This is a genomic window from Halomonas ventosae (genome assembly GCF_004363555.1).
GTDB classification, from domain to species: Bacteria; Pseudomonadota; Gammaproteobacteria; order Pseudomonadales; family Halomonadaceae; genus Halomonas; species Halomonas ventosae.
The window spans coordinates 13307-36189 of the sequence record NZ_SNZJ01000014.1 but is presented as its reverse complement, the minus strand read 5'-3'; the positions used below and the strand labels follow the sequence as shown (position 1 = coordinate 36189).

Annotated in this window: 12 protein-coding genes and 1 pseudogene; 10 read left to right on the top strand and 3 right to left on the bottom strand. The window is 59.5% G+C overall.

The genetic code is table 11. From position 1 onward, the window contains the following. Positions 1-3: 3 nt before the first annotated feature. A complete protein-coding gene (locus DFP85_RS12420; RefSeq protein ID WP_133636584.1) occupies positions 4-951 on the bottom strand; it encodes an ABC transporter permease in 948 nt (315 codons plus the stop codon). Between the two features lie 104 nt (positions 952-1055). After that, a complete protein-coding gene (locus DFP85_RS12415; protein WP_133636583.1) occupies positions 1056-2597 on the bottom strand; it encodes an ABC transporter substrate-binding protein in 1542 nt (513 codons plus the stop codon). A gap of 614 nt (positions 2598-3211) precedes the next feature. Between DFP85_RS12415 and DFP85_RS12410 the strand changes: the two genes are divergently transcribed. From DFP85_RS12410 to DFP85_RS12380, 7 genes are all read left to right on the top strand, one after another. Continuing rightward, complete coding sequence (locus DFP85_RS12410) at positions 3212-4603, top strand: aminotransferase class III-fold pyridoxal phosphate-dependent enzyme (protein WP_133636582.1); 1392 nt, start codon at positions 3212-3214, stop codon at positions 4601-4603. 147 nt (positions 4604-4750) lie between these two features. Further along, positions 4751-7261 carry a heavy metal translocating P-type ATPase gene (locus DFP85_RS12405; protein WP_243737294.1) on the top strand — a complete coding sequence of 837 codons (2511 nt, stop codon included), beginning with the start codon at positions 4751-4753 and terminating at the stop codon, positions 7259-7261. Positions 7262-7319: 58 nt separating this feature from the next. After that, a complete protein-coding gene (locus tag DFP85_RS12400) occupies positions 7320-8414 on the top strand; it encodes an NADH:ubiquinone reductase (Na(+)-transporting) subunit F (RefSeq protein ID WP_133636581.1) in 1095 nt (364 codons plus the stop codon). A gap of 144 nt (positions 8415-8558) precedes the next feature. Beyond that, a complete protein-coding gene (locus DFP85_RS12395; protein WP_133636580.1) occupies positions 8559-9491 on the top strand; it encodes a 2-hydroxyacid dehydrogenase in 933 nt (310 codons plus the stop codon). A gap of 38 nt (positions 9492-9529) precedes the next feature. Beyond that, positions 9530-10981 carry an NAD-dependent succinate-semialdehyde dehydrogenase gene (locus tag DFP85_RS12390; protein ID WP_133636579.1) on the top strand — a complete coding sequence of 484 codons (1452 nt, stop codon included), beginning with the start codon at positions 9530-9532 and terminating at the stop codon, positions 10979-10981. Between the two features lie 233 nt (positions 10982-11214). Continuing rightward, positions 11215-11886 carry a haloacid dehalogenase type II gene (locus tag DFP85_RS12385; RefSeq protein ID WP_133636578.1) on the top strand — a complete coding sequence of 224 codons (672 nt, stop codon included), beginning with the start codon at positions 11215-11217 and terminating at the stop codon, positions 11884-11886. Positions 11887-12820: 934 nt separating this feature from the next. Next, complete coding sequence (locus DFP85_RS12380) at positions 12821-13774, top strand: cation diffusion facilitator family transporter (RefSeq protein ID WP_133636577.1); 954 nt, start codon at positions 12821-12823, stop codon at positions 13772-13774. A gap of 473 nt (positions 13775-14247) precedes the next feature. Here the strand turns inward: DFP85_RS12380 and DFP85_RS12375 are convergent. Then, positions 14248-15214, bottom strand: a pseudogene (locus DFP85_RS12375) (integrase core domain-containing protein). A 1162-nt stretch (positions 15215-16376) separates the two neighbouring features. Here DFP85_RS12375 and DFP85_RS12370 point away from each other — a divergent pair. From DFP85_RS12370 to DFP85_RS12360, 3 genes are read left to right on the top strand one after another with little or no spacing between them, the layout of a single operon-like run. Continuing rightward, positions 16377-17030: a hypothetical protein gene (locus DFP85_RS12370; protein ID WP_133636576.1), complete on the top strand. Its 654-nt coding sequence runs from the start codon at positions 16377-16379 to the stop codon at positions 17028-17030. A 16-nt stretch (positions 17031-17046) separates the two neighbouring features. Further along, on the top strand, positions 17047-19416 hold the full coding sequence (locus tag DFP85_RS12365) for a hypothetical protein (RefSeq protein WP_133636575.1): 2370 nt from the start codon (positions 17047-17049) through the stop codon (positions 19414-19416). Next, positions 19413-22874: a site-specific integrase gene (locus DFP85_RS12360; protein ID WP_133636574.1), complete on the top strand. Its 3462-nt coding sequence runs from the start codon at positions 19413-19415 to the stop codon at positions 22872-22874. Before DFP85_RS12365 ends, DFP85_RS12360 begins: the two co-directional genes overlap by 4 nt. Positions 22875-22883 lie beyond the last annotated feature (9 nt).

The window sequence follows — 22883 nt, the reverse complement described above, 5'->3', positions numbered from 1 at the left end:
GTATTAAGCTGCGGCATTGTCGATCCTCACCACTGGATTGAGAAGGGTGTAGGCCAGGTCCGTGAGCGTATTGATCGACACGGCAAAGGTGACGATCGCAACGAGACCCGCCTGCAGGACCGGGAGGTCGCCATTGACAATTGCCGAGTAGACCAGCCGCCCCATACCAGGCACAGCGAAGATGACCTCGATGACGACTGCACCGCCGAGCAGGCCCGCCATCCACACCGAGAACAGCGTGATTACGGGCAGCAGCGCATTACGCAAGCCATGGGCGATCAGCGTGCGTCGGATGCTGAGTCCCCGGCTGTGCGCCGCGACGATATGGGGCGAGTTGAGCACATCGATCATTGACGCGCGCATGACCTGGGTGAAATAGCCCATGGGCCGCAGCGACAAGGCGAGGGCCGGCAGGATCACCGACGCCGGCCCCCGCCAGCCTGCCGACGGCAACCACCCCAGATAGAGGGCGAAGACCAGGATGCTCATGGGGGCAAGCCAGTACTCCGGCACTGCCACGAATGCCTGGTTGAGCGACTTGACGATGGAGTCGAAGGTACTGCCTTGGCGCAGAGCCGCGAAGCTGCCACAGGGGACGGCGACGGCGAACGCGAACCCCAGGGCGGCCAACGTCAACACGATGGACACCTTGAGAGCCGACCAGACCTGCCCTATGACCGGCTCACGGCTCATGTACGAATTACCGAAATCGCCGGTCACGGCCTTGCCCAGCCAGTCCAGGTACTGCACCAGCAAGGGCCTGTGCATCCCCAACTCGATGCGCAGCGCCTCGATGGCGTCTGCATCCAGATCCAAGCGACCGAAACGTGCCCGAGCCAGCGCCCGCACCGGGTCCGTGTCTCCCAGGTAAGGAATCAGGAAGACCAGAAACGATACGACCAATAGGGCCAGCGCAAGCACTGCGAGTCGGCGCAATATGAAAATCCACATGTTGAAATCCTCCCAGTGATCGATTACTCCCGCTTCGGCGCGGCGCAGTGATTAAGGAAACGCTGACATCCCGTGCTCGCCAGCGCTTCCCTTCAGGAGTATCACTACTGGGAGTTGATCTTCAGGTCCTTGTGCAAGGCGGTGCGTTCATAGGCATGCACCTGGTAGTTCTCCACCTGGTTGGATACCGCCTCGCTGATGGTCTCGTGGATCAGGAACACATTCACCGCCTCCTCCTGCAGGCGCGCCGCAATATCTCGATAGATGGCATTGCGCTCCTCGGGATTCACCATGGCGCTCGCCCGCTCCAACTGGGCGTCCACTTCGGGATCGCAGAACCCGGCCAGGTTATAGCTGCCGTCACAGCTATAGTCCGCCACCAGCGTGCCAACCGGATCGGCGACATCGGTGAGGTAACCCCGCGACAGCAAGACCATGTCGAAATCGCCTGCGAGCAACTGCGGCTCGATCGCTCCATACTCCGAGACTCGGATATTGGCTTGTATACCCACCTGCTGGAGCTGGAATTGGATCACCGCCGCAACATCAGCCAATGCCGGACGCTCTTCATAAGCCAGCAGCTCGAACTGTAACTCGCTTACCGGCACCCCCGACTCTTCCAGTAGCTGGCGGGCCCGCTCCAGGTCTTGAGGTACGACAGCGGCATTCTCCGGCGCCCAGGGCGTGTTCGGCGAGAACTGACCCACCGCTGGTTCCACCGAGCCTTCATAGACCGCCTCGGCAATACCCGCCACATCGATGGCACCCTGAATCGCCTGGCGAACCTTCATGTTGTCCAGTGGTGCGGCATGATTGTTGAGGTAGAGCGTCGTGGTCCGCGGCGCCTCAATGGTCTTCACTTCCAGCGACTCCGAGCGCTCCAACTCTGCCAGTGCCGATGCCGGTAACTGACGGGCAATATGAATTTCGCCGGTCTCCACCATCCCGGAGCGTACCTGTCCATCGGGGATGTAGCGTACCTCTGCTTCATCCAACTGCACCTCTCCCCCCCAATAGTCCTCATTCCGCTTGAGCTCCAGGCCCTGACGGGGAATCTCGCGAACGATTTCGAACGGGCCGGTGCAGTGGCCCACCGGGTCGATACGGCCATCGGCGAATGCCGCTGGCGACAGGATGCCGGTATTGGTGCTGGCCACGCGATTAGGCATGAAGACGTCCGGCTCCTGGGTGACGATACGTACCGTGTGCTCACCCGCCGGCTCCACAGTCTCGACCAAACTAGGATTGAATCCCCGCGGTGGAGAAGCCACATTCAGCACCCGGTTTAGCGCATCGCTGACCACTTGCGGCGTCAACGCAGTACCGTCCTGAAACGACACCCCTTCGCGTAACTGAAACTCCCACACCGTCGGTGACACCTGCTCCCAGGACTCGGCCAGCGCCGGTGTTATCGAGGCGTCGTAGTCCATGTACGTGAGTGACTCCAGGCAGCCAGCTCGCGACAGCACGTAGGAATCGATGGTCTCCAGTGCCCATCCCGACGCCGGGGTGAAGAGCTCGCCGAAAACGACCTTCCCATCGGAAGCTGCCAAGCTGGAGGCGGCCATCGGACTGATCATGGCAGCGACCGCAGCCCCTTTGAGAAAGGGGGGAGCCACCTTCAGGTAATTTCGAATATTCAACATTGTCTATCCCTCTAGCTTGTTATTGTGCTAAGCGCATGTAGCGCAGAACCTTTCGCGGGGCACCCTCTTGTTCTTACTCTTCATCTCATCATGTGTTGCGGGATTAAGGCCTCGGTCACCATTTTCTCGGCGGCCATTGCCGCGACCAGATTGACGTTGGCATCAGGCATACCGATTTGGTTGGTCGGCATGGTCCAAGCTCCTCTAGCGTGCCGTGATGGCAATGTTTAGAAACCTAAACCCTCCCATAGTGGGAAGGTCAAGACGCATGACAATGCTTAGAAAGCTAGACCTTCCCATGCTGGGAAGGTCAAGAAACCAGGCCTGAGACACCTTGCTGTTGTCCAGCGGCGCGCCTGGTGGTTCATGTACAACGACATGGTCCGTGGCATCTTGATGGTCTGCACCTCTACGACGAATGCCCGGCATAGCCCCTCCAGGACGAAGCAGCATAAAGCGAAGGACTTCTCACGGGGCGCCCTGCCTCGTCTTATTTTTGCTTCAGTGTAAAAGATATATTGACTAAGGTATTTTGCAAACATTATTTTGTCTACAAAGTACAGGCATCTCAATCCATACCATAAGCACAGACACAAGTGAGGGAGAGGCACGGAATGGGGAACGACTATCTAGAGCGGCTGGATCGCGCGCACCTGGTGCATCCGGTGGCCTCCTGGAGCGAGCACGAGCGGAGGGGAGCGACGATCCTCGAATCCGGCAATGGCGCCTATCTACGCGACAGCGAGGGGCGTGAGTACCTCGACGGCTTCGCCGGCTTGTGGTGCGTCAACATCGGCTACGGCCACGACAGCGTGGTCAAGGCGGCGGCCCGGCAGATGTGCCAACTGCCCTATGCCACCGGCTATTTCCACTATGCCAGCGAGCCAGCCATCCGTTTCGCCGAGGCCATCGCGCGGCGCACCCCGGGTGATCTTGACCATGTCTACTTCACCCTCGGCGGCTCGGACGCCGTCGACAGTGCCGTCCGCTTCGTCCGTTACTACCATAACGTCACCGGCGCACCGCAGCGCAAACACTTCATCGCCCTGGAACGCGGCTACCATGGATCGACCAGCATCGGCTCAGGGCTAACCGCCTTGCCGGTGTTCCATGACGACTTCGACGGCCCCTCACCGTTCCAGCACCATATCCCCTCGCCCTATCCTTACCGCCACCTCGCCGGGCCATCCGAGGAAGCCATCATCGCGGAGTCCGTGAAGACACTTCGGGCCACCATCGAGCGACTAGGCGCAGAAAACGTGGCGGCCTTCTTCTGTGAGCCCATCCAGGGCTCGGGCGGCATCATCGTCCCGCCCCGCGGCTGGCTGAAGGCCATGCACCAGGTCTGCCGTGAATACGGCGTCCTGCTGGTGGTGGACGAGGTGATCACCGGCTTCGGCCGCACCGGCCCGCTCTTCGCCCTGGAAGACGAAGACGTGGTCCCCGACCTCATGACCATGGCCAAGGGCCTGACGTCCGGCTATGCCCCACTGGGCGCCGTAGTACTCAGCGAGGGCATCTACCGGGGTATTGCCGACAACGCCCCCGCGGGCAAGCCGGTCGGGCACGGCTTCACCTACTCCGGCCACCCGGTGAGCTGCGCGGTGGGCCTGGAGGTACTGCGGCTCTACGAAGAAGGCGGCCTGCTGGCCAACGGACAGCGGGTGGGCCAGTACTTCCAACGGCGCCTGCGCGAACTGGAAGACCACCCGCTGGTGGGTGAGTCCCGCGGACGGGGCCTGCTGGGGGCCCTGGAGCTGGTCACCGACAAGGCGCGCAAGACCAAACCCGACCCCTCGCTGCGCCTGGCCGACCGGCTGCTCACCCTGGCCCGGGAACGGGGGCTGATCTTCCGCGCCTTCGCCGACGACATCCTGGGCTTCGCGCCACCGTTGTGCTGCTCCCCAGAGGATATCGATCGGCTCATCGAGCGTCTGTCCTCGACCCTCGACGCCGCCCTGGACGAGCCGGACATCCACGCCGCCCTCCGTCGACACCCCCTATAAAAAACCGACCCCCGCCCCTTGACCTTCCCATCTTGGGAAGGTCCAAGTTCCTAAGCACACCGACAACTGCGGCACACCAGAGGAACTTAGACCATGCCAACCAATAACATCACCAAGATAGGATCGACCAAGGGGGAGACCCCTGACATGGGCGCTTCATACTCCCTGGAGATCGAGGGCATGAGCTGCGCCTCCTGCGTGGGTCGAGTCGAGAAGGCGATCCGCAGTGTGCCGGGGGTCATCGACGCCTCCGTCAACCTGGCCACCCAACGCGCCCAGGTGGCCTTCACCGACGACAAGGCGGACATCGCCGGTGTTGTGCAGGCGGTGGACAGCGCCGGCTATCCAGCCGTCACCGACACCCTAGAGTTGACTGTCAAGGGCATGAGCTGCGCCTCCTGCGTCGGCCGCGTGGAACGCAAACTCGCCGGCATACCCGGCGTGCTCGACGCCAGCGTCAACCTCGCCACGGCGACGGCGACCCTGAAAGTGATCGCCGAGGCTGTGACCCCGCAGGCTCTGATCGAGGCGGTGCAGACCGCAGGCTACGACGCCGAAAGCGCCAGCGACGCACCGGACCGCAGCGACCGTGAGCGCGAGGCCCGGGAACGGGAAATCACCGAGCTGAAGCGCACGGTCACCATCGCCGCGGTGTTCACGCTGCCCCTCTTCGTTCTGGAGATGGGCTCGCATTTCATTCCAGGACTCCATCACTGGCTGCAGATGAGCATGGGACAACAGAACCTGTTCTATCTGTTCTTCGTTCTGGCCTCGATCGTGCAATTCGGCCCCGGCCTACGCTTCTACCAGAAGGGCTGGCCCGCGTTGATGCGCGGCGGCCCGGACATGAACTCCCTGGTGATGCTAGGCACCTCCGCCGCCTGGGGCTATTCGGTAGTCGCCACCTTCCTGCCCCAGGTACTGCCGGCCGGCACGGTGAACGTCTATTTCGAGGCCTCGGCGGTGATCATCATGCTGATTCTCGTCGGCCGCTATTTCGAGGCCATCGCCAAGGGCCGCACCAGCGAGGCGATCAAGGCGCTGATGAAGCTCCAGGCTAAGACCGCCCGCGTTGTCCGCGACGACCAGGAAATGGAGATCGGTATCGATGAGGTACGCCAGGGCGATGTCGTGCTGGTGCGGCCCGGCGAGAAGGTCCCGGTGGACGGCCAGGTCATCGACGGTAGTTCCTTCGTCGACGAATCGATGATCACCGGTGAACCCGTGCCGGTGCGCAAGGAGGCCGGTGTGGACGTGGTCGGCGGCACCATCAACAAGGTGGGCAGCTTCACCTTCGAGGCCACCAAGATCGGCGCGGACACCCTGCTCGCGCAGATCGTGCGCATGGTCGAGCAGGCCCAGGGCTCGAAGCTGCCCATCCAGGCCATGGTGGACAAGGTCACCAACTATTTCGTGCCGGCGGTGATCGCCGCGGCCCTGGTTACCGTGGGCATCTGGCTGATCTTCGGCCCCGCCCCGGCGCTGACCTTCGCCCTGGTCAACGGCGTGGCCGTGCTGATCATCGCCTGTCCGTGTGCCATGGGCCTGGCCACCCCCACCTCCATCATGGTGGGCACCGGCAAGGCGGCGAAGATGGGCGTGCTGTTCCGTAAGGGCGAAGCCCTGCAGTCGCTGCGCGACGCCAAGGTGATCGCCCTCGACAAGACCGGGACCCTGACCCGGGGCCGGCCCGAGCTCACCGACCTGGTGGTGGCCAATGACGTCGACGAGGCCGACACCCTGCGCCTTGTGGCTTCCGTCGAGCGCCAGTCGGAACACCCCATCGCCGAAGCAATCGTCAACGCCGCCAAGGCACGCGGGCTGGAACCCGCCACCATCCAGGACTTCGAGGCGATCCCCGGCTTCGGTGTCGCGGCACAGGTCGATGGCCATCGGGTGGACGTCGGTGCCGACCGCTACATGCGCAAGCTGGGCCTGGACGTGGAGGTCTTCGCCAAGACCGCGCACCGCCTCGCCGACGAAGGCAAGAGCCCGCTGTATGCCGCCATCGACGGCCACCTGGCCGCCATCATCGCCGTCGCCGACCCGATCAAGGAGTCCACACCAGCCGCCATCCGCGCGCTGCACGCCGAGGGCCTGCAGGTCGCGATGATCACCGGCGACAACCGGCGCACCGCCGAGGCCATCGCCCGCCGCCTCGGCATCGACAAGGTGGTGGCCGAGGTGCTGCCCGACGGCAAGGTGGATGCGGTGAAGAGCCTGCAGGCCGAAGGCGGCCTGGTGTCCTTCGTGGGTGACGGCATCAACGATGCGCCGGCGCTGGCCCAGGCCGACGTAGGGATCGCCATCGGCACCGGTACCGACATCGCCATCGAGTCCGCTGAGGTGGTGCTGATGTCCGGCGACCTGCGCAACGTGCCCAATGCCATCGCGCTGTCCCGGGCCACCATCCGGAACATCAAGCAGAACCTGTTCTGGGCCTTCGCCTACAACACCGTGCTGATCCCGGTGGCCGCCGGCGCGCTGTTTCCCGCCTTCGGGATCCTGCTCTCGCCGATCTTCGCCGCCGTGGCCATGGCCGCTTCGAGCATCTGCGTGCTCACCAACGCGCTGCGCCTCAAGGGCTTCCAGCCGCCGATCGTGATCGAAGCGGATGAGGCCGCCCCGGTTGGCCACCCGGTCACGCAAGCCGCTTGACTGACAACGCGCCTCACCCAAGCGAGAGGCGCCTAAACAACGCTCGGAGAACAAGAACATGAGCCACGACGTTCAGATCACGCCGGCCGGCAAGGCCATCACCGTGGAAGACAGCGACACCATCCTCGATGCCGCCCTGGCGGAGGGCATCGCCTACCCCCACAGCTGCCAGGCCGGCCGTTGCGGCGCCTGCAAGTCGCGGCTGGTGGATGGCGAGGTCGAGATGCTCCCCCATACGCGCTTCTCGCTCAGCGAGGAGGAGCGTGACGCCGGCCTGGTGCTCGCCTGTCGCGCCATGCCTCGCAGCGACTGCACTATCGCCTGGCTCGGCGACGACGAGGAACTCGCCGCCCACCCGCTGCAGAAACTGGACTGTGTGGTGGCGGAACTCGACGACGTCACCCACGACATCAAGCGGGTCCGTCTGCAGGTCGCAAGTGGCGACCCCCTTACCTTCACCGCCGGCCAGTATGCCCAGGTGACCTTCCCCGGCTGCCCGCCACGGGAGTACTCCATGGCCAACCGGCCGGATGAGCCCATCATCGAGTTCCACGTGCGGCATGTGCCGGGAGGTGCCACCAGTGCCCATGTGGCTCGGGAACTGGCGGTGGGGGATAGCGTTCAGGTGGAAGGCCCGTACGGCACCTCACATCTGCGCGAACGCCACAGCGGCCCCATCGTGGTGGTGGCAGGCGGTTCGGGCCTGGCGCCGGTGAAGTCGATTCTGGAAACGGCACTGGCCGCCGGCATGCGTCAGCCGATTCACTTCTACTTCGGGGCCCGAGATGAGCGCGACGTCTACCTGGAACCCCACTTCGAGGAACTGGCCAGACGCCACGGCAACCTGCGGACCGAAATCGTGCTCTCGGCGCCCAGCGGCGCCACCGGGCGCAGCACCGGCCTGGTGACCGAGGTGATGGCGATACGCTGGGAGAGGGTGACCGGCTGCCGGGCCTACCTAGCAGGCCCGCCGCCCATGGTGGAAGCGGCCACCGAGTTGCTGCTGGGCCGCGGCGTGCCGGCGGACAACATCCACGCCGACGCTTTCTACACCTCAGCCGACCGCGAGCCCGCAGCGTCGGCCCCGGAAGAGCAGGCCACTCAGGGGAGCACCGAGAAAGCCTGCTCGTGCTGCCATACGGCGTCCTCGTAATACCACCGACACAGCATCAGCACCGGGTAAGCCATGGGGCGTTGCCCCATGGCTTACCCCCGTAGCGTCAGACAACGTGGGTAACCCCTGCCTCCATGCGAAAGCGCCGTGCGAAACGCCAGGAGCAGAAGGAGTAGAAAAGGTATGACGACGAGTTTCGTCTACAAGGCAGACCCGGAGCGCGGCCGTGAGTGGCAAAGGCTGTTCGCCGAGAAGGCCCCTCATCTGGATTTTCGCCTCTGGCCCGATGTCGGGGATCCCGGGGCGGTACGCTATCTCGCCATGTGGGAGCCGCCCGACAATCTCACCGAACGCTTCCCCAATCTCGAGCTGGCATTCTCCATCGGCGCCGGCGTCGATCAGTTCGATCTGAACGCCATTCCCGATCACGTGCCTCTGATGCGCATGCAGGAGCCGGGCATCGCCACCACGATGCAGGAGTATGTCGCCATGGCGGTATTGTCCTTGCACCGCAACCTGATCGATTACATCGACCAGCAGCGTAAGGCGGCCTGGCAGGCCTTGCGGGTACGTCCCGCTTCGCAGTGCCGGGTGGGCATCCTCGGCCTGGGCCAGTTGGGCTCCGCCGTGGCGAATCGCTTGACCACCCTGGGCTTTGCCTGCCGCGGCTGGAGCCGCACCCGCCGCCATTTTGAGGGCGTGGCGTGTTTCGCCGGTAACGACGAATTGACGGAGTTCCTCGCCGGTAGCGAGATCCTGATCTGCCTGCTGCCGCTGACCGATCACACCCGCGGCATCCTCGATGCCGAGCTGTTCGCGCGCCTGCCGCGTGGCGCCTCGCTGGTCAATGTCGGCCGTGGCCCGCATCTAGTCGCCGCGGATCTGCTGGCGGCGCTGGACAGTGGGCAGGTGTCGGCGGCGGTGCTGGACGTGTTCGATCCCGAGCCGCCGCCCGCCGACCACCCACTTTGGCATCACCCGCGGGTCCTGATGACGCCCCATGTGGCCAGCATGACCCAGCCGGCAGGTGCCGTCGAAACGGTACTGGACAATATCGCCCGCCATGGTGAAGGCCGCGAGTTGATCGGGGTCGTCGACCGTCAACGTGGCTATTGAGCCCCCACGACTCACCAACGAGAAAAACAGGAATCGACATGAAACAAGCGACAACCCTTCTGCGTGAACAGTGCTATATCGATGGCGCCTGGGTATCGGCCGCCGATGGCCGGACCCTGACGGTCCATAACCCGTCGTCCGGTGAGGCGATCGGCAGCGTGCCCAGTCTCTCCGCCGAGGATGTCCGCGGCGCCATCCGCGCCGCCGAAGCGGCCAGCGCCGGCTGGGCCGCCATGACCGCCAAGGCGCGCGCCGTCATCCTGCGGCGCTGGTTCGAGCTGTGCATGGAGCAGCAGGAGGCACTGGCGCAACTGCTAACCCTGGAGCAGGGCAAGCCCCTGGCCGAGGCACGCGGCGAGATCTCCTACGGTTCCGCCTTCATAGAGTGGTTCGCCGAGGAGGCCAAGCGGGTCTATGGCGACATCATCCCCAGTACGAGCGACGGCCGGCGCACCCTGGTGCTCAAGCAGCCGATCGGCGTCGTGGCGGCGATCACGCCGTGGAACTTCCCCAACGCCATGATCACCCGCAAGGCCGCCGCCGCCCTGGCAGCGGGCTGCAGCATCGTGATCAAGCCAGCCAGCGCCACGCCGTTCTCGGCCCTGGCGCTGGCCGAGCTGGCCGAGCAGGCTGGCGTGCCCAAGGGCGTGCTGAATATCGTCACCGGGCAGGCGTCGGTGGTCGGCAACGAACTGACCGACAACCCCACGATACGAAAGCTCACCTTCACCGGCTCCACCGAGGTCGGAAAGCAGTTGATGCAGCGCTGCGCCGATACCGTGAAGAAGGTGTCCATGGAGCTGGGCGGCAATGCGCCCTTCATCATCTTCGACGACGCCGACCTGGACGCTGCGGTGGCCGGGGTGATGGCATCCAAGTTCCGCAATACCGGCCAAACCTGCGTGTGCGCCAACCGGGTATTGGTACAGAACGGTGTCTACGATGCCTTTGCCGACAAACTCAAGGCCGCAGTCGAGGCGCTGTCGGTGGGCGATGGTTTCGAGGAAGGGGTCACGCTGGGGCCGCTGATCGACGAACGCGCCGTGGCCAAGGTGCAGGAGCATATCGAGGATGCCGTGGCGGGTGGTGCCCACCTGCTGACGGGCGGCGTGTCCCATGCCCGCGGCGGCAACTTCCTGCAACCGGCGATCCTCACAGATGTCTCCCGTGACGCTCTGCTGATGCGCGAGGAGACCTTCGGCCCGGTGGCACCTCTGATCCGCTTCGATAGCGAGGAAGACGCAATAACGCTGGCCAACGACACCCCCTTCGGCCTGGCCAGCTACTTCTACACCCGTGATCTCGCCCGCTCCTGGCGAGTGGCGGAGGCCCTGGAATTCGGCATCGTCGGCTTGAACGAAGGCATCATCTCCAGTGAGGTGGCGCCCTTCGGCGGGGTCAAGGAGTCGGGGATAGGCCGCGAGGGTTCGAAGTACGGCATCGACGACTACATCGAGATAAAGTACCTGTGCGTCGGCGGTATTCGCTGAATGAGAGGCACATCCGCAGTTGGGGGGAGGATGTCAAGGAATGGCCTCGATGGCGGAATTTTCGGCTATCACAGCGTGCTATGAATTGTGCCAGCGAGGCCCATAAAAACGGCGTTTTGTGCTTCAACGACCACCGATTAGACATCATCTGCCACCCCCAGGATGGTCTAATCAATTTATGCGAGGTGCAAAGGTCACCCCGCTGTTAAACCACCCTGCATAAGGATAACGACATGAGCATATTCCGCCCCAAATTCATCACCTTCGACTGCTACGGAACCCTGACCAACTTCCAGATGGGCAAGTTGACGCGTGAATTCTTTGCGGACCAGATTCCCGAACCCGAACGCATGGATCGTTTCGTCGACGATTTCAGCGCCTATCGTTATGACGCGGTGCTGGGTGATTGGAGGCCCTATGTCGAGGTCCTCAAGTCCGCTCTCGAGCGCACCTGCGCACGCTGGGGAATCAAGTACGACGATGCCGTTGGCCAGAAGTACTACGATGCCGTACCGAGCTGGGGGCCACACCCGGACGTGATCGAAGGCCTGTCGAAGATTGCCGGCAAGATCCCGCTGGTCATCTACTCCAATGCCAGCAACGACCAGATCGACTTCAACGTAACCAAGCTCGAGGTACCGTTCCACGAGGTCTTCACCGCCGACACCTTCAAGGTCTACAAGCCGCGCTTCGCCGCCTTCGAGGCGATGATCGACACGCTCGGCTGCGCGCCGGAAGAGCTGCTTCACGTCTCCTCCAGCTTCCGCTACGATCTGATCCCAGCGCAGTTGATGGGTATCAAGAACAAGGCGTTCGTCAACCGCAATCATGAGCCTTACTGCCAGGGCTACGGTGCCACCGAGATTCGTGATATTAGAGACCTCCCGGCGCTTGTTGGTCTCTAAATTTCATGCCTTTTTTCACCACCCTATAAGCAATACCTTTGCCAGGGTCGGGTCAAGGCTGGGGTAACGATCACCCGATAAACGCCTCTATCCCGACCCTTGCGTGAACGACATGGGCAGTGGTCGATGGCTGTTCTTTCACAACGGAATTCTACCATAAACAGCAGCTTACTAGTCAATAATAGAGATAAGCGCTTTGCTGATCATAGTGCCAAAAGGATGGATGCTTTTACAACGATATCAGCCAACAGACTATTTGCAGAAAACTAATGATCGCGCCTTACATTCGAACAACTATTCCATGTGTCACATGCCTACTACCCCTCTACTTAAAAACACGAGCGGACTTGCTAAATAAATTATCGCTCACCTAGGAGAAGAATATAAATACTAATATGGAACGACTCCAGCCACAACGACCAGTCCAGAACGTCATTTTTGCGTATCATATCGTTAGGCAGCCATTATCGAATCGCCTCATCACGAGTGAGTCATGTTTGAAACCTGGAACACCAAAGCTACCGACACCTATTCTTTGCACCAAGCCATCGCGCTAATCGACAAGAATCTGACTACGGCCGCCCTAGTGCTGCGGCCCATCATCCTTCGGCCACGCTAGTGGAAGCCGTCCTAGGCCCCACCTTGGCAAGCAGCTTGGCGACTGACTTGGGCCTCGCACCGCTGGTAGAGCCTTTGCGGCAAACGTACCACGAACCTGGCTGCTTGGCCGGTCTGGACCTGCTGCGTGCTGTAGTCAATGCGCTGCACTTCTTCACCGAAGTGTGGCAATTTTTTGCAGACAATGTATTCAAAGCCGGTAAGCGATTTAGCTGTCCGAATCGTGCTGTGCCTTCAGGCATCATGGACCATATCACAGCATGACAAAAACCATATAAAAAAGTATTTATACCTTCATATTTTTTAGGAGATGACCATGTCTCATTCACACTCTCATGACCACTCTCATGACCACTCTCATGATCACTCTCACACGCCGACCGTAACTGTCGACAATGAGCGCAAAGTGCTTATATCCTTTTTCTTGATCTTCACATTCATGATCATTGAACTGGTCGGTGGTCTCATCTCAGGTTCACTGGCATTAATCTCCGACGCCGGCCATATGCTGACTGATGCAGCGGCGTTGGCTCTTGCCTACGGGGCATTTCGTATTGGGCGGCGTTCAGCTGACTCAAGGCACACTTTTGGCTACCTTCGGCTTGAGGTTATTGCGGGCTTCATTAATGCAATCACCCTATTCGCTATTGTCATTTGGATCGGTTATGAAGCTTGGGGGCGTTTACAGGAGCAGCATGTAGTGCTTGCAGGGCCCATGCTCGGCGTAGCTATCGCAGGCCTACTAGTCAACGCCCTCGTATTCTGGATTCTGACGCGCGGGGACAGCGAGCACGTCAATATCAAAGGTGCTGTCATTCACGTTATAGGTGATTTGTTAGGCTCGGTCGGTGCAGTAATTGCAGCAGTTGCTATCTACTTCACTGGCTGGACTCCTATCGATCCGCTACTTTCGGTGCTCGTCGCCCTACTTATCTTGCGTAGTGCCTGGAAGCTCCTGATTAAATCACTTCACATCCTGCTTGAAGGCGCACCTGAGAATGCAAAGCCTGATCTGGTCAAACATCATATCACTTCGGCAGTACCTGGCATAGTTTCTGTCAGCCACGTTCACGTCTGGTCTATTACGTCCGGGCGCACGCTGGCTACATTGCATGTGCGACCGGAGTTCGATATCGACGCCCCCGCTGTGGTTCGCTCAATCGAAAACGAACTGAGAACATACTTTGGTATCGAACATGCTACCATTGCTGTTAATTGGAATGATGAAACGGCATCGTGCAGCTTATCTCAGCCCATCTCTCGACTCTAATGAGTATAGACACATACCCAAAAATATGATGTCAGTGTGAGTGCCGTGCTAGGCAAGGGCATATCTCCTTTCGGCATTTGCGCGGCTCCCCTGAAGCTATTTTTGGGATCGCCCAACAGGGAGGGGGGTGGGGACATTATCAACAACAGCCTCATAATCGCAAGTAAAATGCATGCCCTTATCGGCGCGCTTGCTCGCCTAGAGCTATTAGATACGACCTGTCCTAACCGCCCACCGACACCTCATCAGGCGGTTTACTGTCGATATTCGGTTTGCGTCTTGAGGATGCGATAGGCGATGTGGATCAGCTTACGCATCCCCCTGGCTGCCGTTTTCTCTTGCCGTTTCTAGTCTGCCTTTTGTAAAGCGGCGATATATCCGGATTCCGCCATGGCGTTCTGTGCAAGTCTCAGACTTTGGGCTGCTTTGCTCCCTTTCCCAGAGGCATCAGGCTCATATACGATTTCTGTTCGTTAGGTTTCGGCTCCAGTGTGATTGACCACCCGCTTGGTAAATAACTCTAGACGTTTGGCATGCCACTCCTTCATTACCGCAATGGGTGATTGATGGTGCAGTGCCTTCTGCGGGATGTGGTGATTGTACAGCCACATGTAATGTTTGAGCGTCTGCTGCAGGTCCTCGCCTGAGGTATAGCGCCGAGTCGCCAGCACGTCGCTGATGCGGCCGTTGAAGCGTTCCACCATGCCGTTCGTCTGCGGCTTTCCCGGCTTGATCAGGCGGTGTTCGATAGCATGGGCCTGGCACTCCTGATCGAAGGGGTGGTGGCCGCTGGACTTGCGCTCACCCGCCCGTGTGAAGCCATCGGTGAAGCATTTGGCATTATCCGTCAGCACTATCCGAATCTTGAATGGTGTCTTTTCTTCCACCTGCTTCATGAACGCCCACGCATCCTTTGAGGACTGACTGCACCTGAACTCCAGATAGACCCAGCGCGTAGCGCGATCGATGGCGACGTACAGGTAGCGTTTCTGCTGCTCGTCGGGCATCTGAGGCAAGTGCTTGATGTCGATATGCACGAAGCCTGGCTCGAAGTCCTTGAAGGGCTTGTGCCGAGGATTCCCATCATCGCCACCGTCGGCACCTCGCGCCGCCGGAGCATGCGATGCAGCCCGGAGCGTGACACAGGCGAGGGTTCAGGAACTCACGCGCCGCGATGAGGATATCATCCAGGCCGAGGCGAAGGAATTCGCGAGCCGCGACCAGCACCTCCTCCTGCTCGGGCGTGAGCGTGGGCAGCAGGTTGTGACGCGTGTGCGGTCGGTCATGGACATCTTCACGGTACCGCCAGCGCCGGATGGTCGCAGGGGAGACGCCATACTGGCGGGCCAGCTCGCTATCCGTGATGCTGGAGGGCGCTGCCTGAATCTCGGCTCGGATCTTCGGTGTTGTCGTTGCTTGCTTGTGCAGCTTGATGTCCATGAACCTGCTCCCGGATGAAATGCTGTAGAGGCTCCGTGGCTGCTATCAGAGGATGACTTCTATAGGCGATCCGATCATCCGGGCCCCTACAATAAAGTCATCACCGTCCGTGGCGGCTTCTATGTCGCTTAAGTAGCTCGTAACACCCCATTCCAATAGTAGCGATCATAATAAATAGGATCGGCGACACCCCCGCCAAAAATGTAAGCATCTCCTTCATCACATGCCTCCCGGGTATCTCTTGACGCTCATGAGCCATGCTTTACACCAATTGTGACTAGCCCGCGCCTACTTATTTAACAAAAATTCTTGTTTTTCTGATAACTATTCGCAATCAGATGACAATAGTAGAGTTGTATAGCTAACCGTTGAGTCCCGCGTGACGAAACCTACGGGATCCTAAAAATATTGGGTCTCGGATGATCAATTAACCATAAATCGAAAAGCCCCAGAGGCTAACATGATGTATTGTCAGTGGCTCGAACAACATGCATCACTTGACTTTTCGACAAAAAATTCATAAACAGAGCATATCAGTGGAGGAAAATATGACTGAGAAATATTCACAGCCGGATGACATACAGCCAAAGGTACTTCGCAGCCGAAAGCGCAATGGCGAATATGTGACACTTGGCACAGCCAGCATTGTCGGGAGAGGTTTCGCGCCAAAGGAAAAAGTGGCCGAAACGTTCAGGAAAGCCCATGAGCGGTCTAAGGCAACCATCCTCAGGCATCGCCAAGAGCTTTTTGACCCGTAGCCTCATCGATACGTATGAATGAATCCGATTGACGTACCGATAATCGAGCATCGTGTGCGTTCCGCATGCGGAACACACACGATGTTCCGTCAGAACATTGCGTGACGCCTCCCTAACAGCCTTTCACTTGCGACACCCGCTCGCACCGCCAGCCTCGAAAGATTGCTAAATCACTGATTCCTCTTAGATAGTATTAGCACAAGCCCATTTTCAGCTATCCCCATCCTCACCTTCCTCCGCTCCACGGGGGCTCTCTGGGGCGCTTGCGTATTCTGGAAAATCCGTATCGTCGTTCATCAGAGGCCGATTCCCCCCTCGTTGTACCCTTCAAGGGCATTTCGGGACCGGGGTGGGTGCCAACGTGGCAGGTAGTCTGCACGGGACTGACCATCGGGGAACAGATGATGACGCAGGAAACGAGTACAGCACAGCAGACAAATACTAATACTGCCAGCGGGGAAAATGCACCTGGCATCAACCGGCCTGTGGTGAGCACAGAGAGTCGACAAGCTTCCCCTCAGAACGGAGCAACCCATCCGACTCTGGAAATCGCCAAACTAAGGAGTGTTCGGTGCCAAGATCTGACGATCTCTCCGAACATTTCACGAGAACTTCGCATCCAGCTGGCTAGCCATATTCCGTTACTTCAGCGACATAGCCACCTCACTGAGGCGGCAATCAAAACTATTATCATCAGCAATCCTCCTTGTGTATATGAAAATCAAAAGGATCGCATGGCATATGTGTTTGGCAACCTTCGCTCATGGGAGCTGTCCCAGTGGCTGCCACCAAAGTCTCGCATCCCCGCGCTGGTGTTTCATGGCCTCAACAGGGGAGACATTGAATCGATTTGCATACAGTTAGAGCTTCTCAATTATGTCACGTGTGGGCTAGAGGCGAGAAGTGCACCTGAAGTTTGTGAGTCGTTGCGGTTAACCTTGAAAAACCGCAACCCCGACCTACTGGGCGCCTTATCCCCAATTTTTGTTCACAAGAAATTATTTCTTAGCGCCTTGGGCATGAGTCGCAACTCAGTGAGCAAATCGGAAAAGTCATAATATTGGAGAATCAAGGATGAGCCCATTCAGCACTCCTGAACTTTCATTACTGCATGAAGCTATACAGCCTCGCTATGACTGGTTTGGAATCGACGTCTTCCAACATGACCTCTTGTCAGCCATTCAAACCCTTAACGCTATCGACCACTATGTCTGGCCAACTGATGTCGTCAACTCCATTATCACCAAAGTAAACGAGGACCCAGGGGTTATCAAAGCCCTCTACCAGCATACTGAGCCGAAAGGTTCCAAGGGCATCTATGGGAGCCACCCTATCCAGGCCGCACTGTGGCAGATCGCCAAACACGGCCATGACGTCACGCGTCTGACCCTCTTGGCCCATATTATCCACATGGCGCTCCTGTGGCGAAACCGACTCGATCAATTCCTCTCGACCGATGACCTGGAAGCTGAACGTCGTTATAATGAATATGCAGGCAGCCTCGAACGGGCCTGCCTGGCAGTTCGTAAATTATCTGGGAAGGCTCTGGAGTACTTCGAGCTCGATGACGCGCCCTCCTGGAAGGTGCGTCAGCAGCTCAGTCAGTTTTTGGCTGAAAAAATCCACATATATGATCGCCATAGTATTGGCTATATCAGCAATTTGGAACGCTTTATATCCTACGCTCTGGCGATGCGTAATCCACGCAACACAACACGTAGCGACCGAACCGCTGAGGCAAGACTGGATGTCCTGGTCACTGTCGAACATATTGATGATGACCCCAGTGCCCATGTCACGCCTGATGCGGTCCGAGAACTCGCCTCTCTTAACTTGCTGGATGCAGAGGGAAAAGATCGCTTCAATGTCGTTCGTTCACTCGGTATTGCACAAAGCGAGGAGGCGGCGCACCTCCGATTACAGCAGGAGCGTCACCCCCTTCGACGTCAACAGGGCGATTCGGCATATTTGTCGGTGATTCGTGCCCGCTCAGCCGCAGCCCATCGTCAGAAGGCCGCGCAGCTGCTTCCTCACCGCTGGGATCAGCTCAACGAATTCGATATACGAATGCTCTGGAAGGCCGCAGAAAGGCATCGTGACAGTGATGTTCTCGGCGCTGTCATTGCATTGGTGCTGATGACAGGGCGCTCCCTGGAATGCGTCCTTCAGTTCAAACTCGTACGCGAGTCATCACAACTTCCCGGCACGATCGAGTCGAACGCCCTCTACCTCTGTCAGAAAGATAGCGCCTGGGTGAGTGCTGTGCTGACACCCGAGCAACGCCGTCAGTTCCAGCCCCAGTGGTCTCCCCACATGCTGCCCACGGTGGACCGGCTGTCCCTGCCCATTCCCCCGGCGCTGCTTCCCACCCTGCAAAAACGACTCAATAGCGCCGCGCGGCGTGCCAAACATCGCTCCGTGGGGGTGTTCAGCAACGACCAGCAGCGCATGATTACCGACGCTCTCATGACGCTGCTCAGCAAGACCAACAAGACGCATGGCACCCGGCTGACCCTGCACCGTCTTAAAAACCACCTATTCAACACCCTAAACCATGGTGGTCTGGACATCGCCGACGCCTGTCTGATCACGGGCGTCCTTCCCCCCTTCGGTCAACAAGCCTCACTGTATTATTACGCCCCCAGACAAGATGGCCTTGCCGCTGCCTATCAACAGGCCATGGATCGCATCAACCGTCAGGCGGGGATTGTCCTTCCAAGCCAAGTGTCACTCACTGCCATTACGACAACTCCAGAGCGGATCGGCTCCCAGCTCGTGCCTACCGATAGCTATGTCTCGCAGATGGTGAGCACCATCAAGTCGACCCTCAAGGGAAATCGGCATGAGTGGGCCGGAGATCGACTGATTCAACAGCACAATGCCTATACCGCCTACACGGCAATGATGTTGATGTTTGCCACGGGTTATCGGGGGGTGCGCGATCCACTCTCCACCATCACCGAAATCAATGCCTGTCGAGGCTGGATCATTATCTCTGACAAGGTCGACGACAGCAGCAGCCATTCACGCATTGTACCGATCATTGGTATTGCCTCGACACAACTTCGCCATTATGCGGCACATGCCGAGTTCATGCGTCGAAGGCTCTCTGCATACCTCGATGCCCACTGGCAAAGCACCTTCTTCTTTCTCGATCAACGCATGGAGCCCACGCAAGTCAGCCCTCGCGCGCTTGTCAGACACCTCCAACTAGTCGATGCCCCTCCTCTCAATATCAACCGCCATCACCTTCGTACGCGTCTAAGGGACCTCAATGTGTCAGGAGAATGCGTGGATGCCGTGATGGGCCACTGGGATCATGGGCAGGAACCGATGAGCAAGTTTTCCAGTTTCTCCCCCACGATATACCGAAAGAGGGTGGCCTTCGCATTGGATATGCTCATGAGTGATGTGGGCTGGGAAGCGATTGAGGGATTGGCATGACAAGCATTACGTCATACTGGACCGGATGGCCGCTCACTCCTCCCGGCGCCAAACCGCATCAAGGTGGTGCCATACGTGCCCATGAACGCGCCCGACAGCGATACCGCGATCAGCGGGCGTGTCTCGATCTCCTCGCCAAGCACTTCCCGGCGCTGGCATATGGCGAGCCCGGTGTCAGTCTCAGCACCGCGCAGGTCGATGGCCTGTTTACCGAGCTGACTCACGGGCTGTCGGGTCAGCCCCTTCGACACAGGCATAATTTCCTGGTCCGGGGGCTGGAGCGGGGCTGTCGCGAGCTCGGCTGGGAGATCGAGGTACCCGCTCCGATCGTCACGGTGCCCCGTGAGTCACCGGTAGCCGTCAACGCCGATTTCATCCGTCTCCAGCAGCTGGACCACCTCATCGATTTGCATGAGACGGTGGGGCTCATCAGGCCACCTAGTGGCGTGGAAACTCCCGCATGGTCGGCAGGCCGCCTGCTGTTTGCCTTGATCATCGAAGGCAGCGTGCTGCAGCGCAAGCTGCTGGAGCGGCTTCCCGATGCCATCTGCCGGGGAGTGGGCATGGACGGTCATCGACCGTATTTGACGCTCCAGGAGGTCATAGAAGATGAACTGGAGCGTGAGGACGCCCCTCCGAACGCTGAGCATGACCACACTGACGAGACACAGGGCGACACCAAAAAGCGTCGCCGGAAGTCGGAAAAGACCAAGCACAAAGCGTATCGCCGAGTATTCCCTGGTCCCATCTCGTCTCTTCTCCTGCTGCGATATTATCAGCAACATGGAAAGGCCTGGCCGGATGACGGACTTCAGGAACCGACGCCACTCTCGGTGGACAGCTGCCTACGCTGTTACTGCCAGTCGTTGGTTGAGGCCTCGAGCCTGCCCAATGGCCTGGTTGCCTTCCTGCTGGAGACAGCCCGGACGGCGGCCAAACTGACCTTCACTCCATACTTGGCCAACTATGCTTCGCATGACGGCATTGGGGTGTCCCTCCCTCCCTCGGTATGGCGCCGGCTGACGACGAAAGAAGCACCTTTTGATTTGGACAGGGTCACGGCAGATTCAGCCCGTCAGCCGTCACATAGCGAAGATGACATCCACCTTCTAGGGACTCTGACCCTGCCAGAGTCCCGACAGTATACCGATCAGGCCAAACGGCTGGTGGACCTAAACGCTTGCCTGGGCCCAACACAGGGGGCGACGTCCTTTTCCCGACAAAGGATCAAGGAAAATCTTCAGGAATTCATCACCCTGGTTCAGGGTGAGAGCCCCATCCTGCAACTGGTCTCCGGGTGGACACTGCATCTGTTGACCCATGGCGGCCGGGTCAAGCCTCGCCTGGAAATCAGCACCATCAAGAAGTACTTGAGCACCGTCTCCCAAGACCTTGTCCGTCTCGCCTGCACCCATACCAGCCTCGGCGACTGGTCCTCGGAGGACTGGGAGACGCTCTACGAAGCCGTGCTACAGCGTGCGAGAGGACATGGCAACAGGATGGACCGACTGGGACGCTTGCACGATTTCCACCGCTATCTCGAGAGCCGCTATGACGTTCCCCCGGTCGTTCTGGAACATGGCAAGGGCCGACCTAGACGCGTCGACGCCAATCTCCTCACCCCTGCGGAGTTCATTCGAGCACGGGACGTGATACGAGCATCCGGCCAGGATGATCGCCTGCGACTCATGCAGGAGTTGGTGCTGGTTATCGGCTATCGCTGCGGCTTGCGCCGTTCGGAAGTGGCAACCCTGACGCTCAAGGACCTGCAGGGTGTCGAGGATCCCAGCATCTCCGAGCCAGAGCTGCTGGTGCGACCCAATGTCCATGCCTCCGGGAAGACCGCCTCCGCCACGCGTCGCCTGCCGCTCCATATCTTGCTCACCCAGGAGGAGCGAGCGCAGCTCGCGCTGTGGAAGGGCAGGCGGCATACCGAGCAGGTGGGCGGGAATAACCTGCACCACCTGGTGTTCTGCCTGCCGGGCCTCCCCCACGAGCGTATAGAGGACGACATATTGTTCGGCCCGATTCACCATGCCATGCGGATCGTGAGTGGGGACCCCACCCTGAGGTTCCATCACCTACGGCACTCCTTCGTGACGCTCATGCTGCTGCGTATGACGTCATCAGGGTCTGGCTCGCTGTTGCCCAGGGAATGGGCGACGGATGACGAGGGTCGAATCGCTTTGCCGTGTTGGAACGAAGATCTGTCGGCCCTGGCGATGTTGGCACCACAGCCCGAGGCGACCCGCAAACGCCTCTGGGCCCTGGGCCTGTGGACCGGGCACCTGACGCCCGACGAGACACTGGCGACTTACACCCACCTGATCGAAATGCAGCTTCGTCATGAGGTATGGACAACCCAGGACACGCTCCTGAGCACGCCTCTCCAGCAGAGTCTGATGGGACGCTCAGCCACTGCCGTGGCGGTATGGCGCCACAAATGGCGTAAGAAGGTCGGCGAGCAGGAAGAACTGACCGCATCTCGGCTCTGTGAAGCCCTGAGCGAGGAGTGGACACCATTTCTGGAGCCGAGTGACGATGGGTTGGTGTGGTTAAGCTACTCCGCTTCACACGTCCCCCAAAGAGAGCTGTCGCCTCACCACCACCTGTCGGCCTCCACCGTCTACAGCACGCTCAATTTCATCGAGCTGGAAACCGCCAACGGCCAAACGATGACGGCCGCCTTGGCCATTGCATCACGACGGCTGCAGTTGCCTGCCGAGATGCTGTCCCGTTGGGTTGAGAAAGGCCAACGGCTGATGGCGCTGAAAACCTCTCGCGGGAAAACCCGGTTCAGCGGCATCGCGCGTCGTAAGCCACTCCCTCAATCGGCCCATGCCTTGGAGAAACAACCCATGCCGGAACTCTCCACGTGCGTGGCACCGCCCTTTGTACCCTCTCATCAACGCGAGGCCAACCGCTGCTTCCGGGCCCTTTTGGACTGGTACGACGAGGCTCCGGACGACTGCCTAGCAGCCATCACGCCGATTCTGAACGCCATGCAACGTGCAGACGCCCAGATCAAAGTGCGAAGCGAAGAGACACTGGTGAGCATGATGCCATTCTTCGAGCGACTTGGACTCAGTCGTTACCTTCGCCTGACGGTAAAGATCGCGGATTCAGCCACAGAAAGCCATGACAGAACCTACTGGCGCCGATGCTTAAGGGTTCCAGACCGCTCGATTCAGATCAAAGTGAAGGAGGATGGAAAGCCCACCCGGCACCCTCATGGGAATGCCAACGTCATGCTTGCCGACTGGAACAAGCCATCAAGAAAACCGAAGAAAGCCCCAACCAAAAAGAAGCAGACGAGTCAGGATCTGCATGACTTCGGTATCTGGACGGCCGTTCGCTTCGCCCTGTTCACCGCCCTGGTCGTGATACAGTCCGAACGCAAGAAGGAGGTTCTGCGGTCCCTCTACGAGGAGCCGCTGCATTCTGCACAGACCCCTTAGGGGCCAGCG